The sequence below is a fragment of the Diaphorobacter sp. LI3 genome (assembly GCF_022807955.1).
GTDB lineage: Bacteria > Pseudomonadota > Gammaproteobacteria > Burkholderiales > Burkholderiaceae_C > Diaphorobacter > Diaphorobacter nitroreducens.
The window spans coordinates 3,972,555-3,986,509 of the sequence record NZ_CP094346.1; the positions used below are offsets into that span (position 1 = coordinate 3,972,555).

13 protein-coding genes are annotated in these 13,955 nt (G+C 69.7%); 6 read left to right on the forward strand and 7 right to left on the reverse strand.

From position 1 onward, the window contains the following. Positions 1-24 precede the first annotated feature (24 nt). From MRB47_RS18560 to MRB47_RS18570, 3 genes are read left to right on the forward strand one after another with little or no spacing between them, the layout of a single operon-like run. Positions 25-666: an SET domain-containing protein gene (locus MRB47_RS18560; protein ID WP_252101431.1), complete on the forward strand. Its 642-nt coding sequence runs from the start codon at positions 25-27 to the stop codon at positions 664-666. Next, positions 663-1,520, forward strand: coding sequence for a biotin--[acetyl-CoA-carboxylase] ligase (locus MRB47_RS18565; protein ID WP_252101432.1), 858 nt, complete (start codon positions 663-665; stop codon positions 1,518-1,520). Before MRB47_RS18560 ends, MRB47_RS18565 begins: the two co-directional genes overlap by 4 nt. Before the next feature lie 59 nt (positions 1,521-1,579). Next, a complete protein-coding gene (locus tag MRB47_RS18570) occupies positions 1,580-2,308 on the forward strand; it encodes an SPOR domain-containing protein (protein WP_252101433.1) in 729 nt (242 codons plus the stop codon). A 121-nt stretch (positions 2,309-2,429) separates the two neighbouring features. On the opposite strand, the gene MRB47_RS18575 is transcribed toward MRB47_RS18570, so the two are convergent. From MRB47_RS18575 to MRB47_RS18585, 3 genes are all read right to left on the reverse strand, one after another. Beyond that, complete coding sequence (locus MRB47_RS18575; RefSeq protein WP_252101434.1) at positions 2,430-3,398, reverse strand: tripartite tricarboxylate transporter substrate binding protein BugE; 969 nt, start codon at positions 3,396-3,398, stop codon at positions 2,430-2,432. Positions 3,399-3,731: 333 nt separating this feature from the next. Further along, positions 3,732-4,670, reverse strand: coding sequence for an N-formylglutamate amidohydrolase (locus tag MRB47_RS18580; protein ID WP_252101435.1), 939 nt, complete (start codon positions 4,668-4,670; stop codon positions 3,732-3,734). Between the two features lie 18 nt (positions 4,671-4,688). After that, positions 4,689-5,654 carry a Bug family tripartite tricarboxylate transporter substrate binding protein gene (locus MRB47_RS18585; protein WP_011807079.1) on the reverse strand — a complete coding sequence of 322 codons (966 nt, stop codon included), beginning with the start codon at positions 5,652-5,654 and terminating at the stop codon, positions 4,689-4,691. Positions 5,655-5,764: 110 nt separating this feature from the next. Between MRB47_RS18585 and MRB47_RS18590 the strand changes: the two genes are divergently transcribed. Further along, positions 5,765-6,691 carry a LysR substrate-binding domain-containing protein gene (locus tag MRB47_RS18590; protein ID WP_172208908.1) on the forward strand — a complete coding sequence of 309 codons (927 nt, stop codon included), beginning with the start codon at positions 5,765-5,767 and terminating at the stop codon, positions 6,689-6,691. A gap of 81 nt (positions 6,692-6,772) precedes the next feature. Here the strand turns inward: MRB47_RS18590 and MRB47_RS18595 are convergent, their stop codons facing one another. From MRB47_RS18595 to MRB47_RS18605, 3 genes are all read right to left on the reverse strand, one after another. Then, the gene (locus MRB47_RS18595) at positions 6,773-8,218 is read right to left on the reverse strand and encodes a sensor histidine kinase (RefSeq protein ID WP_252101436.1); all 1,446 of its coding nucleotides are present in this window, start codon (positions 8,216-8,218) and stop codon (positions 6,773-6,775) included. A 79-nt stretch (positions 8,219-8,297) separates the two neighbouring features. Then, positions 8,298-8,972: a response regulator transcription factor gene (locus MRB47_RS18600; RefSeq protein ID WP_015914572.1), complete on the reverse strand. Its 675-nt coding sequence runs from the start codon at positions 8,970-8,972 to the stop codon at positions 8,298-8,300. Positions 8,973-9,021: 49 nt separating this feature from the next. Beyond that, complete coding sequence (locus MRB47_RS18605; RefSeq protein WP_252101437.1) at positions 9,022-9,516, reverse strand: MarR family winged helix-turn-helix transcriptional regulator; 495 nt, start codon at positions 9,514-9,516, stop codon at positions 9,022-9,024. 149 nt (positions 9,517-9,665) lie between these two features. On the opposite strand from MRB47_RS18605, the gene recA reads away from it, so the two are divergent. Both recA and recX read left to right on the forward strand, forming a co-directional pair. Then, positions 9,666-10,787, forward strand: coding sequence for a recombinase RecA (gene recA / locus MRB47_RS18610; RefSeq protein ID WP_011807084.1), 1,122 nt, complete (start codon positions 9,666-9,668; stop codon positions 10,785-10,787). Positions 10,788-10,868: 81 nt separating this feature from the next. Next, positions 10,869-11,324 carry a recombination regulator RecX gene (gene recX, locus MRB47_RS18615; RefSeq protein ID WP_252101438.1) on the forward strand — a complete coding sequence of 152 codons (456 nt, stop codon included), beginning with the start codon at positions 10,869-10,871 and terminating at the stop codon, positions 11,322-11,324. 233 nt (positions 11,325-11,557) lie between these two features. Here recX and MRB47_RS18620 read toward each other — a convergent pair whose 3' ends face one another. Further along, positions 11,558-13,912: a DUF1631 family protein gene (locus MRB47_RS18620; RefSeq protein ID WP_252101439.1), complete on the reverse strand. Its 2,355-nt coding sequence runs from the start codon at positions 13,910-13,912 to the stop codon at positions 11,558-11,560. Positions 13,913-13,955: the final 43 nt, after the last annotated feature.

A 13,955-nucleotide genomic window follows, 5' to 3' on the forward strand; every position in this document is an offset into this window, starting at 1 on the left:
CATTCAAAGTAACAGAGTTTCCCCATGCCCCGCACCGCTTCCACCGCCGCCCCCACGCCCGCCGCCGGTCGGCGCATCCAGACCCGGCGCTCGGGCGTGCATGGCAAGGGCGTGTTCGCCGTGCAGGACATTGCCGAGGGCGAGGTCCTCGTCGAGTACACGGGCGAGGTCATCAGCTGGCAGGAAGCCCAGGACCGCCACCCGCACGACCCCGCGCAGCCCAACCACACCTTCTACTTCCACGTGGATGAAGACCGTGTGATCGACGCAAAGTTCGGCGGCAATTCCTCGCGCTGGATCAACCACAGCTGCGACCCCAACTGCTTTGCCGACGAGCAGGGCGGCCGCATCTTCATCACCGCGCTGCGCAACATCCGCGCGGGCGAGGAACTGAACTACGACTACGGCCTGATCATCGAAGAGCGCTACACGCCCAAGCTGAAGGCCGAATACCCCTGCTGGTGCGGCAGCAAGAACTGCCGCGGCACGCTGCTGGCGCCCAAGCGCGGCTGGGCGCCGCCGGGCCTGGCACCCCAACCTCCCACCGAGAAAGCCGGGAAGGCCCCAAAGACCCGCAAGGCCCAGGAAGCCAAAGGCAGCGGCAAAGCCGGCAAGCCCGCCAAATCCGCGAAACCCCGCCAGGGCCGCAGGAGCGCCCAGCGGTGAGCCCCGCCTCCACCCCCGTGCGCTGGCCGGCCGAGGCCCTGTGGGAGGCGATTGCGCCGCTGCTGCCCGGCTTCACCGTGGAGGTCTTGCCCAGCATCGACTCCACCAACAGCGAGCTCATGCGCCGCGCGCGCGACGGCCGGCTGGAGCCCACGCTGCTGGTGACGGAGGAGCAGACCGCCGGCCGCGGCCGCCTGGGGCGCGACTGGCACAGCGCCGCCACCTACCGCGACACCGGCGTGGTGCCCGCGCTCACGTTTTCGCTGGGTCTGCCGCTGGCGCCGCACGACTGGTCGGGCCTGTCGCTGGCCGTGGGCGTGGGCGTGGCGCAGGCGCTGCAGCCCGTCCTGCCCCCCGAAGGCAGCGGGCACCCGCGCATCCTGCTCAAGTGGCCCAACGACCTGTGGCTCCAGGATGGGCGCAAGCTCGGCGGCATCCTGGTGGAGACGGCCACCCTGACCGCGCCCGGCGCGGCCGTGCCGCCGCTGGTGGCGGGCCAGAGCCGCTACGTGGTGGTGGGCATCGGGCTGAACGTGTTGCCCGTGCTGGCCGACGGGCTGCGCACGCCCCCCGCGTGCCTGCGCGAGGTGGACACCACGCTCACCGCGGCCAGCGCGCTGCAGCGCATCGCGCCGCCGCTGGTGCATGCGCTGCTGGGTTTTGCCGAGCATGGCTTCGCCCCCTTCCAGGCGCGCTTTGCGCAGCGCGACCTGCTGGCCGGGCGCGCCGTCACGCTGAGCGACGGCACGCAGGGCACGGCCCACGGCGTGACCGAGGACGGCACGCTGCTGGTGCACACCGCGCGCGGCATGCAGCCCGTCACCAGCGCCGAGATCAGCGTGCGCCCGCAATGACCGCCACGCCGCGTTCCCCGCGCTTTTTGCGCGCCCCCCGCACCCTGAAGGACTGAGCCATGCTGCGCCTTGCCGTCGTGCTTCTGCTGCTGGCCAACGCCGGCTACTACGCCTGGTCGCAAGGGCTGCTGCGCGGCTGGGGCCTGGCGCCGGTGGATGAGTCCGAGCCGCAGCGCATGGAGCAGCAGATCGCCCCGCAGAACCTGCGCCTGCTGCCTCAGGGCGGCAAGGGGGCCGCGTCATCCGCGGCACCGGCGGGCCCGGCGTCTTCCGCGCCGGCCTCCGCACCCGCCAGCGGGGCGGCGTCGTCCCCCGCAACCGCCGCCGCGCCCGCGGAGCCCCCGGCCTGCCTGCAGGCGGGCGTGTTCGACGCGCGCCAGGCCGAAGCGCTGCGCCAGGCGGCTGCCGCCTTGCCCGAGGGCAGCTGGACCCTGGAGCCCACGCCGATCACGGGCCGCTGGATGGTGTATATGGGGCGCTTTCCCGACGAAGAGGCGGTGGCCAAGAAGCGCGCCGAGTTACGCGCGCTCAAGATCCCCTACGACCGGCCCGGCGCGGCACTGGAGCCGGGGCTGTCGCTGGGGCGCTTTTCCACCGAGGAGGCCGCGCAGCGCGGCATGGCCCTGCTGGCCAACCAGGGCGTGCGCACCGCGCGCGTGGTGCAGGAGCGCGCCGACGCGCCCGGCTTCATGCTGCGCCTGCCGGCCGTGAACGACACGCTGCGCACCCGCCTGGACACCACGCTGCAGCCGGCGCTGGCGGGCAAGACGCTGCGCCCCTGCGCCTGATCCCTGGCACGCCGCCGGCGCGGTTTGCCGGCCGCCGTGGCCTGCGCGGCATGGCGCGCGGCAGCCTTGATGGATGGCGGCCTTCGCACCGGCAGCGCCGCTGCCGGCCCGCCGTCAGCCGTCAGCCCGCGTCCAAGCTGATCTGCGCAAAGCGGCTCACGCGCCGCATCTTGTCCACTTCCTTCTGGATCTGGGCCCCGAATTCCGCGGGCAGCGAACCCGAGGGGAACAGCCCGTGGTCGGCCAACGCCTTGCGCACGGCGGGCTCCTCCAGCGCCTGTGCGACGGCGTCACGGCGCGCGCGGACCACGACGGCGGGCGTGCCGGCGGGTGCCACCAGACCGAACCACGACGGATCGTTGTTGGTGAACAGGCTCAGCTCGGCATAGGTGGGCACCTTGGGCAGCACAGCCAGGCGCTGATTCCACGACACGGCCAGCGCGCGCAGCTTGCCCGCCTGGATATGAGGCAGCGACGACGCCACCTGGTCGCAGTACACCTGCACCTTGCCCTCCAGCAAGTCGGCCACGGCGGGCGCCGCGCCGCGGAAGGGCACGTGCTTCATGGACGTGCCGGTGGTGCTTTGCAGCAACTCGGCCCACATGTGGCCGATGGTGCCCGCACCGGGCGTGGCATAGGTGATCTTGCCCGGCTGGCTCTTGAGCAGCTTGATGAACTGCTCGAAGTTTTGCGCCGGCACGCTGGGGTGCACCACCAGCACGCCCGGGGCCTTGACGATCTCGGTCACCGCCGCAAAGTCCTTGATCGCGTCGTAGGGCAGCTTCTTGTACACGGCGGGGTTCACGCCGTGCGTGGAGAGCGTGGCCACGCCCAGCGTCATCCCGTCGGCCGCGGCCTTGGCCACCGCCTGCATGCCGGTGGCGCCGCCCGCGCCGGGCAGGTTGTCCACCTTCACTGGCATGCCGAGGATGCGCGACAGCGGCGCGGCCAGCACACGCGCGGTGATGTCGGTGGCGCCGCCCTGCGGGAAGGGGACCACCAGCCGCAGGGTGCTGCTGGAGGCCTGGGCACTCGCCAGGCCGGGGATGGCGCCAGCGGCCGCCAGTGTCAGGATGTCTCTACGCTGCATGCAATGCTCCCTCGAGGTTGGTCTTTGGTAACAAACCATTCTGGTAACCCCGCGGGCCGCTGACCAATGAGCATTGCGACGCATCTCATTCCAATGCGGAATGCACTGCCGGCGCACACCGCGGCGGCGCCCGGTGGCCGTAGGGAAGAAATCCCGCATTCACCCTTGCCTGGTAAGCGCCAGCAGCTATGTTTTTTATCGCCACTTGCCTGCACAAGCGCGTGGAATGACAAAGGCCCGTCCATGGGAACGGGTCTTGCGTTGGGAACCTCGGTACAGCCGGTCGCGGCCCCTTCGCTGCCGAGGCCGCCGCCTGAATGCCGCCGCCAGCGGTCAGCCGCGCGGGTCGGTCGCCAGCAGAGACTCCACCAGCGCGCGCAGGTCGGCGCGCAGCCGGTCGAACCCTGCCGGCAGGATGTCCAGCGTCTGCTCATCCATGTAGAGCTTGCGGTTGATCTCCACCTGGATGCTGTGGCGGTGCTGCGCGGGGTTGCCGTAGCGGCGCACCAGCTCCACGCCCTTGTAGGGATGGTTGTAGTCCACGCTGTAGCCGCGCTCGCGCAGGAACGCGCAGATCTGCTGCGACAGCGCCGGGCTGGCGGTGGCCCCGTCGCGGTCGCCCACCACGAAGTCGGCATGGTGCAGGCCCGGGTAGAGCGTGGCGTGGCTGGCGGCCACGGCGGGCATGGAGTGGCAGTTGAGGTGAATGCTGTAGCCATGGCGCGCGTGGGCGGCGTCGATCTCGGCCGCCACCGCCGCGTGGTAGGGCCCCCAGCAGCGATCGATGCGCGCACGCACCTCGTCCACGCCCAGCGGGCGGTCGTAGATGGGCTCGCCCTCGTCGGTGAACTTCCAGATCAGCCCCTTGCCCAGGCGCACCTTCTGCAGCACCACGGGGTCGGTGGTGACCGGGTCGGGCCAGGGCGCGTCCAGCAGGGTGGCGTCCAGTTCGGTGGTGTCGCGGTTGGCGTCCAGGTAGATGCGCGGGAAGTGCGCCTCCACCCAGCCCACGCCCAGCCCGGGCGCGAAGGCGTAGAGCTTTTCGACGTGGGTGTCTTCCGCACGGCGCAGCACGGGCAGGTCCAGCGCAGCGCGGAAGTCAGCGGGGTAGACGGTGCCGCTGTGCGGCGAATCCAGCACCAGGGGCGTGCGCCCCGCGATGCGGGAGACCATGCGTGCGGGTGACGCAGCGGGCGGCGCCGCAGGGGCGCCGGCTGCGCCGGGCTCGGCCTGCAGGTACTGGCTGTGGATCAGTTTCAGCACTGCTTGCATAGGCACACTCCGTGGAAATCAATCCAGTTTGATCTTGGCATAGGCTGCCACCTGTTTCATCTTGTCAATTTCACGCGCGATCTGCGCGGAGAACTCGGCGGGCGTGGTGCCCGACGCATACAGCCCCTGGGCCGCCAGGCGATCGCGCACCGCCGGCTCCTTGAGGGCCTGGGCCACGGCCTGCTGCACGCGCTGCACCTGGGCCGCGGGAGTGGATTTGGGCGCCACCAGGCCGAACCACGACGCATCGTTGGCCTGCTTGTAGCCCAGCTCGGCATAGGTGGGCACGTCGGGCAGCACGGCCAGGCGTTCGTGCCAGGACACGGCCAGGGCCTTGAGCTTGCCGGCCTTCACGTGCGGCAGCGACGAGGCCACCTGGTCGAAGTACACCGGCACCTGGCCGCCCAGCACGTCGTTGGTGGCCGGGCCCGCACCGCGGTAGGGGATGTGCACCATGCTGGTGCCCGTGGCGCTCTTGAACAGCTCGCCCCACATATGGCCGATGGTGCCGTTGCCCGGCGTCGCGTATTCCACCTTGCCGGGATGGGCCTTCAGGTGCTTCACGAGGTCGGCGAAGTCCTTGACGGGCAGCACCTTGGGGTTGACCACGATGATGCCGGGCGCCTTGACGATCTCGGTCACGCCGACGAAGTCCTTGATGGGGTCGTAGGGCAGCTTGCCCAGCACGGCCGGGTTCACGCCGTGGGTGGACAGCGTGGCCACGCCGAAGGTCAGCCCGTCGGTGGCGCGCGCCACCTCGGCCATGCCGATGGAGCCGCCCGCACCGGCCTTGTTCTCGATCACCACCGGCTGGCCCAGCAGGCGCTGCAGGGGTTCCTGCAGCGAGCGGCCGGCAATGTCGGTGGCGCCGCCCGGCGGGAAGGGCACGACGATGCGCAGGGGACGGCTGTTGTCCTGGGCGAAGGTCATTCCAGAAACTACAGAGGTAACCGCCAGCGCGGCAATCAGTTTGCGACGTTGCATGGACTCACTCCTTTGATGGTGCACGAAAGATAAACGAAGGGGTGCGGACGGAAAAGCAATAGCTGTGCCTGTTATCATTCCATTGTGGAATGTTTTGATCGGCAAACCCCATGATCCTGCGCCGCCTTCACCCGCCGCTGCACCTGCTGCGGGCGTTCTGTACCGTGGCCCGCTTCGGGGGCATCTCGCGCGCGGCCGAGGCGCTGCACCTCACCCAGAGCGCGGTGAGCAAGCAGGTGCAGGAGCTGGAGCGCTGGGTGGGCGTTCCGCTGTTCGAGCGCAGCCGCAAGCGCCTGTCGCTCACGCCCGCTGGGGAGCGCTACGAAAAGGCCGTGAGCGCCCTGCTCGCCCGCTTGGAGGCGGCCACGCTGGAGCTGATCACCAGCGGCGACGAGGGCGGCGCGCTGCACCTGTCGGTGCTGCCCACGCTGGCCGCCAAGTGGCTGATTCCGCGCCTGCCGCAGCTGCGTGCGCAGCACCCGCAGATCACGCTGCACTTCGTGCCCTACGTGCACGGCTACGACTTTGCCGACCCCGAGCTGGACTGCTCCATCCTGTTCGGCGACGGGCACTGGCCGGGCGCACGCGCGCACTACCTGACGGGCAACGACGTGGCCCTGATCGGCCCGCGCGCCGGGCTGGCCGGGGCGCCGCCCCTGCACAGCCCGCAGGACGTGGCACGCCACACGCTGCTGCGCCACGTGAGCGTGCCCGGTGCCTGGCAGCACTGGGCCGAGGCGCATGGCGTGAACGGCCTGGACCCGCTGGCCGGCCCGCAGTTCGACCAGTTCCAGACCATCATCCGCGCGGTGTCGGTGGGCATGGGCCTGGCCCTGGTGCCGCGCTGCCTGGTGCGGGACGAGATTGCCGCCGGCACCGTCACCGAGCCGCTGCCCGGCGGCGGCTACACGAGCGACCTGGGCTACTGGCTGTGCTACCCCGAGTCGCGTGCGCAGCTGGCCACGCTGGTGCGCTTTCGCGACTGGCTGCTGGCGCTGGCAGACCCCGCGGCGGGCACGGCCGCACCGGCTGCTTGAATCCACCTCCAAAATGGCCTCCAGCGCTTGCCCATCAAGCGCAAGCAGCTATTTTATCGATAGCATCGGACAGCGGCAGCGCTATGGCCCCGATTCGCGTGCCGCGAACCGCACGCTGAAGCGCGCGCCGGGCATGGCCGCGCCGGGGCGCACGTCCTCCAGCTCCACCTCGGCACCGTGCTGGCGCGCGATCTCGCGCACGATGGGCAGGCCCAGGCCGGAGCCGTCGGCGTCCGTCCCCAGCGCGCGGTAGAAGGGCTGGAAGACCAGTTCGCGCTCAGCCTCGGGCACGCCGGGGCCCGAGTCCTCCACCTGCAGCAGCAGCACATGGCTGAACGGGTCGGGCAGCACGCGCGCGGTGATCACGCCGGGCTGCTGCGCGCTGGACGGGGTGTAGTTGATGGCGTTGTCCACCAGGTTGCGCACCAGTTCCTTCAGCAGCGTGGGGTTGCCGTCCATCCACACGCCATTGGTGCCGGGCTCGACGCCGTCGTAGCCCAGGTCGATGTGTTTGTCCATGGCGCGCGGCACGCTGTCGCGCACCACCTCGATCACCAGCCGCGCCAGGTCCAGCGGCTGGCGCTGCACCACGGCGCTGCCGCCCTCGGCCCGCGCCAGCGCCAGCAACTGGTTGACGGTGTGCGTGGCGCGGATGGACGAACGCCCGATCTGCTTGAGCGACTGCTTGAGCTCCTCGGTGCTGGTGCCCTCGCGCTGCGCCAGGTCGGCCTGCATGCGCAGCCCGGCCAGGGGCGTCTTGAGCTGGTGCGCGGCGTCGGCCAGGAAGCGCTTTTGCGTGGCCATGGATTCCGACAGGCGGCGCAGCAGGTCGTTCACCGAATCCACCAGCGGCGCCACTTCCATCGGCACGGCCTTGTGGTCCAGCGGCGAGAGGTCGTCGGGCTTGCGCGCGCGGATGCGCTCCTCCAGCTGGTGCAGCGGCTTGATGCCGCGCGCCAGTGCCAGCCAGACCAGCAGCACCGCCAGCGGCAGGATGACGAACTGCGGCAGCATCACGCCCTTGATGATCTCGGTGGCCAGCACGCTGCGCTTGGCGCGTGTCTCGGCCACCTGCACCAGCGCGGCGGGGGCGCCCTCCAGCGGCACGCGCACCCAGATGTAGGCCACGCGGATGTCGATGCCGCGCAGCTCGGCGTCGCGCAGCCGCACCTCGCCGGAGAACGCCTGCTCCTCGGGCGGCGGACGCGGCAGGTCGCGTTCGCCCGACAGGTAGTCGCCCGTGGGCGAAAGCACCTGGTAATAGACGATGTCGGACTCGTCGGCGCGCAGGATCTCGCTGGCGGGCTGGGGCAGGTTGAACAGCACCTTGCCGTCGTGCACCGTGACGAGCTGCGCCAACGCATGGGCGTTGTACTCCAGCGCGCGGTCGAAGGGCTTGTTGGCCAGGCCCTGGGCCACCAGCCAGGTCAGCGCCAGGCTCACCGGCCACAGCAGCAGCAGCGGCGTGAGCATCCAGTCCAGGATTTCGCCGAAGAGGGAGCGCTGCTCGCGCTGGAAGATTTTCAAGGTGGTGGGTGTTTTTGGCCGCTAGCGCTTATGCATCAAGCGCAAACAGCTATCAATAACAGAGCATCCACGGGTCCCGTCAGCTGGGGATCTTTTCCAGGCAGTAGCCCAGGCCGCGCACGGTGGCGATGCGGATCGGCCCGCGCTCGATCTTCTTGCGCAGGCGGTGGATGTAGACCTCGATGGCGTTGTTGCTCACCTCCTCGCCCCACTCGCACAGGCGCTCCACCAGCTGCTCCTTGCTCACCAGGCGGCCGGCGCGCTGCAGCAGCACCTCCAGCAGGCCCAGCTCGCGCGCGGACAGCTCCACCATCTTGCCGTCGATGGTGGCCACGCGGCCCGCCTGGTCGTACACCAGGGGCCCGTGGCGGATGGCGCTGCTGGTGCCGCCCATGCCGCGTCGCGTGAGCGCACGCACGCGCGCCTCCAGCTCCGACAGCGCGAACGGCTTGGCCATGTAGTCGTCGGCGCCCAGGTCCAGGCCCTTCACGCGCTCGTCCACGCTGTCGGCCGCCGTGAGGATCAGCACCGGCAGCGCCGAGCCGCGCCCACGCAGGCGCTTGAGCACCTCCAGGCCGTGCATCTTGGGCAGGCCCAGGTCGAGGATCAGCAGGTCGAACTCGTTGTTGGTCAGGAGCGCGGTATCGACCTCGGTGCCGCTGGCCACATGGTCCACCACGGCGCCCGAGCCGCGCAGCGTGCGCAGCAGCCCGTCGGCAAGCACCTGGTCGTCTTCGGCGATGAGGATGCGCATGGGGTGTCTCTCCTGGTTGTCGTGCGCCGGCCTGCGCTCTATCTGAATTCTAGGCCGCCGTGCCCTCGCCGCCGGCGTAGGCCTCCAGACCCAGCGCGACCACCGTGGCCACGTCCTGCCCCACCTCGGCGCGGAACTCGCCCTCGGCCTGCGCCACCGCCGCGCGAAACGCCTGCAGCCACGCCAGTCCCGTGGGCGTGAAGCGCACCAGGCGCGCACGCGCATCGCGCGGATCGGGCTCGCGCGTGACCAGGCCCCAGGCCGCGCACTGCTCCACCAGCGCGGCCATGGACTGCTTGGTCATGCCCGCGCGCTCGGCCAGGTCGGTGAGGCGGTCCCCCTGCAGCGACAGATGCCGCGTGATGTGGATGTGCGCGGCGCTCACCTGGTCGCGCGCCGCGAGGTTGGACAGCGCCAGCGGCACCTGCACGTCGCGGGCCATGAGCTGCAGCACGCGCGCATCGAAGCGCCGCATGGCATGGCCCAGCAGGCGGCCCAGGTGGGTCTGGCGCCAGCGGTCATCGGGGTTGGGGGGAGCGGTCATCCGCACATTGTCAGCCAAACTGACCAAAAATTGATTGGATAACGCACCAACCGCCCATAAACTACTGTTCAAGCATCCAGCCTGTCATTGGAAACAGTTTCCAGGCAGGCACACGATTTCACCGTGACCCCGACCCGAAGGAGCATTCCATGGACGCCACCGTCAAAGGCAACGCAACCGCCGTCAACAGCGAAAAGGCCAAGGCCCTGCAAGCCGCCCTCGCGCAGATCGAAAAGCAGTTTGGCAAGGGCACCATCATGCGCCTGGGCGAGGGCGAGGCCATTGAGGACATCCAGGTGGTCTCCACCGGCTCGCTGGGCCTGGACATCGCCCTGGGCGTGGGCGGCCTGCCGCGCGGCCGCGTGATCGAGATCTACGGGCCGGAAAGCTCGGGCAAGACCACGCTCACGCTGCAGGTCATCGCCGAGATGCAGAAGCAAGGCGGCCAGTGCGCTTTCGTGGATGCCGAGCATGCGCTGGATGTGCAGTACGCCAGCAAGCTCGGCGTTCAGCTCACCGACCTGCTCATCAGCCAGCCGGACACGGGCGAGCAGGCGCTGGAGATCGTGGACAGCCTGGTGCGCTCGGGCGCCGTGGACCTGATCGTGGTGGACTCGGTCGCCGCGCTCACGCCCAAGGCGGAAATCGAGGGCGAGATGGGCGACGCCCTGCCCGGCCTGCAGGCACGCCTGATGAGCCAGGCGCTGCGCAAGCTCACCGCCACCATCAAGAAGACCAACTGCATGGTCATCTTCATCAACCAGATCCGCATGAAGATCGGCGTGATGTTCGGCAGCCCCGAGACCACCACCGGCGGCAATGCGCTGAAGTTCTACGCCTCGGTGCGCCTGGACATCCGCCGCACCGGCACCATCAAGAAGGGCGACGAGGCGATCGGCAACGAGACCAAGGTGAAAGTGGTGAAGAACAAGGTCTCGCCCCCGTTCAAGACGGCCGAGTTCGACATCCTGTTCGGCGAGGGCATCTCGCGCGAGGGCGAGATCATCGACATGGGCGTGAACGCGCGCATCCTGGAAAAGAGTGGCGCCTGGTACGCCTACAACGGCGAAAAGATCGGCCAGGGCCGCGACAACGCCCGCGAGTTCCTGCGCGAGAACCCCGGCCTGGCCGTGGAGATCGAGAACAAGGTGCGCGAAAGCCTGGGCATCGCACTGCTGCCCACGGGCCACGCGAGCCCGGCGGCCGACCTGCCCGAAGACAAGCCTGCGCGCGGCAAGAAGGCCGACAAGACGGGCGAGATCGAAGCGTAACCGCGCACCGGGGTTTTTGAACGAAATCTGCTTCCAGCGCTTGACCATCAAGCGCTGGAAGCTCTTTTTTCAATAGCATTCATGGGATTCACCGCCCTCTCCCTCAAGGGCCGTGCGCTGCGCCTGCTTGCCCAGCGCGAGCATTCGCGCACCGAACTGCAGGCCAAGCTGGCGCGCCACGTGCAGGAGGGCGACGATCTGCCGGCGCTGCTGGACGAGCTGCAGGCGCGCGACTTCATCAATGCAGAGCGCGTGGCCGAGTCCGTGGTGCACCGCCGCGCGGAGCGCTTCGGCACCCAGCGCGTGCTGCAGGAGCTGCGGCGCAAGGGGCTGGACGAGGATTTGGTGCGCAGCACCGCCGCCCAGCTGACGGGCACCGAACTGCAGCGCGCCCGGGCCGTCTGGCGCCAGCGCTTTGGCGACCAGCCCGCCGACACGCCGCAGGAGCGTGCGCGCCAGATGCGCTTTCTGGCCACGCGTGGCTTCGCCGCCGACGTGGTGCGCCGCGTGGTGCGGGGTAGTGATGAATGGGAATAGAACGAGGCTTGGCGCGCTGCTGTCCAGCGTCAAAGCTATGTCATCCATAGCAGCTGTCGACGCGCAGTCCGCCACCGGTCGCACCCCGCAACGCCGCGCCGTCGTGCAATGCCAGGCCGCGCAATACGCGCGATGGCTTCAGCGCCGCAATGGACCTGCCAGAGGCTTGAGGCCCGCGGCGCGGCTGTGCGCAGCCGGCCCCCGTTGTGCGCGTTGGGCCGCGGCGCGACCGCTCAACCCAGCAGGCGCTCCGGGTTGGCGTCCAGCTTGGTGAGCGCATCGCGCGTGGCGCGCAGCGTGAGGCTCTCCTCCTCCTGCGCCACCAGCAGGCCCGCCTGCAGGTAGGCCCCCAACCGGCGCATTTGGATGAGGTAGCTGCCGCCATCGCGCGTGGCAAACAGGTGCAGTTGCTTGCGCTGGCTGTGCCAGGCGTATTGCACCTGGGTGGACGCGCCGTTGTGGTCCAGCGTGAACCAGGTGCCCAGCGGCAGCTGCTGCGCCCAGGCCACCATGTCGTCCTGCACAGGCGCACCGTTGTCGGCGATGACGTGGATGGACGAGGCGTCGATGCCCAGCAGCATCTCGATGTTGTCCGCACTCAGCGGCATGTCGCCCAGCGCCTCGTCGCCGATGTAGTCCTCCAGGTTCGCCAGGCGTTTGGCCATGGCATCGATGTGCGCCTGCGGGATCGAGGCCGTCTTGGAGAGGAAAGCGTCGGCCAGCGTGTCGGTGATTCCCTTGATCTGTGCGTCCTGCTCGGGCCCCGCCACGCCGATCAGCGCCAGCCCCTGGCGCAGGCTCTGCAGCAGCGCCGGCAGGTTCTGGATGACCAGCGCACGGTCGGCGCGGTTGGGCTTGGCGCCCGCCGCCCACACCAGGTCGGCCGCGGCGCGCTTGAAGGCGGCGGTACTGGCATGCTGGGCCCCGTCGCGCACGGCCGACATCGCCAGCACCTCGGCCCATGTCTTGAACAAGAACTCGCGGATCTCGTCGCGCACCGGCATGTCCTTGAGCAGCGCGCGCAGCTCGATGGTGTACTGGATCGCCAGCGTCTCGCGCTGCTCCACCTGCTGGGCCACGCTGACGATGCGCGAGGTGCCCTGCTTCTCGGTGAGGAATTTGGCGAGGAATTTCTCGAACTCGTCATGCACCAGCTGGAACACGCGCTGGCCGGTCTCGGGGTACTGCTCGATCACCTGCACGATGCGGCGGATCTCGGCCTCCAGCGCGCTGCCGTTGATGGAGCTGGCGTCAAAGCCCAGCACGCAGGCTCCCATGCGGTCGATGAGCTGGCGCGCGGGGTGCGTGAGGTTGCTGAAGAACTCGGGCTCGGCCAGCGCCACGCGCAGCACCGGCACCTGCAGGCGTGCAAACCACACGCGCACCGAGGGCGGGATGCGGTCTTCGCTCAGGATGCTCTGGAACATCAGCGCCACCACCTCGATGATGGCCTTCTCGCTGGCGGTACTGGCCTTCTTCTTGAACTCCACGGACCGCTCGCGCACGGCGCTCGCCACGCGGACCACGGCCTGTGGGCTGTAGTCCTCGACCAGCGTGGCCACGTCGCTGTAGTAGCTGTCGGCCGAGACGCGGTGCGCCGCCAGCGCATGGGCCAGCGCCGCGGACGCGGGGGGTGCCTTGACCATGTCGTAGCCCGTGGTGGGCTGCGTGAGCAAGCGCCGCAGCTGCACCATCACGCCCTGGGCGCGCTGGCGCGCGCGCACCAGCGGGCTGCCCATGCCGGCCATCGCCGGCTGCCCGCGCATGCCGGGGGGCGGAGGCATGAAGGCCGACGCCGCCTGGCGCGTGGGGGCAAATTCCGTGGGCCGCCCCAGCGCGGCGCGCGACTGCTGCAATGCCTGCGAGGCCAGCCCCACGGGATCGGACGCGGGCGGCGGCTCGGCGGGGCTGCCGGTGTTGGGGCCGGCGGCCGCGCGGCGCACGCGGGCGCGCAGGTCGTCCTGCGCCACGACGCCCTGTTCGTCGTACAGCTTCACAAGGGCCTGATACTGCGCCAGCGCCAGCGCCGCCAGTTCGCGCTGCAGCGGGTCGATCACCATCTGCAAATGGTCGCGCTGCAGGCCCACCTCCACCCACTGCTCGACCAGATGCAGGCACAGGGTTTCGGGGCGCAGGATATCGGTGCCGGCCAGCTCACGGCCTTCTAGATGCTGTGTGCGCTGCCGCGCGGCATCGAAGGGAGCGGCCACATGCTCGGTGAGGGTCAGCGCCATCCGCGAGGCGATGATCTTGTTCTCCAGCACGTCGTCGCCCAGCAGTTCAAGCCCATCGAACGCCTTCGACGCGTTGAGGGTGCCGCGCCCCGTGACGGGCGGGGGCGCCAGGCTTTCACGCCAGGCCCGGCCCAGGTGTTCCACCCAGGTCTTGCGGTGGGCCTGATGGCCCATCCAGGCATCGCGCCGCAACTGCATGTCGCGCTGCGTGGCGGTCTGCCCCATCAACTCGGTCAGGAAGTCATGGACTGTTTTGTCCAGCGCCGGCAAGCCGGCGCACAGCCCCTCCACGAAACGCTGGCGGGCCAGGTGGGCCAGCCGTCGGTGGGCAGTGGAAGTGGGCGAAAAATCCATAGGGCTCCGATATTAGCCCCAGCCGCTGTCGCGCCCCGGCCTT

Coding starts and splice junctions, on each gene's coding strand:
- MRB47_RS18560 (WP_252101431.1), top strand. CDS start 25: ATGCCCCGCACCGCTTCCACCGCCGCCCCCACGCCCGCCGCCGGTCGG.
- MRB47_RS18570 (WP_252101433.1), top strand. CDS start 1,580: ATGCTGCGCCTTGCCGTCGTGCTTCTGCTGCTGGCCAACGCCGGCTAC.
- MRB47_RS18575 (WP_252101434.1), bottom strand. CDS start 3,398: ATGCAGCGTAGAGACATCCTGACACTGGCGGCCGCTGGCGCCATCCCC.
- MRB47_RS18580 (WP_252101435.1), bottom strand. CDS start 4,670: ATGCAAGCAGTGCTGAAACTGATCCACAGCCAGTACCTGCAGGCCGAG.
- MRB47_RS18585 (WP_011807079.1), bottom strand. CDS start 5,654: ATGCAACGTCGCAAACTGATTGCCGCGCTGGCGGTTACCTCTGTAGTT.
- MRB47_RS18590 (WP_172208908.1), top strand. CDS start 5,765: ATGATCCTGCGCCGCCTTCACCCGCCGCTGCACCTGCTGCGGGCGTTC.
- MRB47_RS18600 (WP_015914572.1), bottom strand. CDS start 8,972: ATGCGCATCCTCATCGCCGAAGACGACCAGGTGCTTGCCGACGGGCTG.
- MRB47_RS18605 (WP_252101437.1), bottom strand. CDS start 9,516: ATGACCGCTCCCCCCAACCCCGATGACCGCTGGCGCCAGACCCACCTG.
- recA (WP_011807084.1), top strand. CDS start 9,666: ATGGACGCCACCGTCAAAGGCAACGCAACCGCCGTCAACAGCGAAAAG.
- recX (WP_252101438.1), top strand. CDS start 10,869: ATGGGATTCACCGCCCTCTCCCTCAAGGGCCGTGCGCTGCGCCTGCTT.
- MRB47_RS18620 (WP_252101439.1), bottom strand. CDS start 13,912: ATGGATTTTTCGCCCACTTCCACTGCCCACCGACGGCTGGCCCACCTG.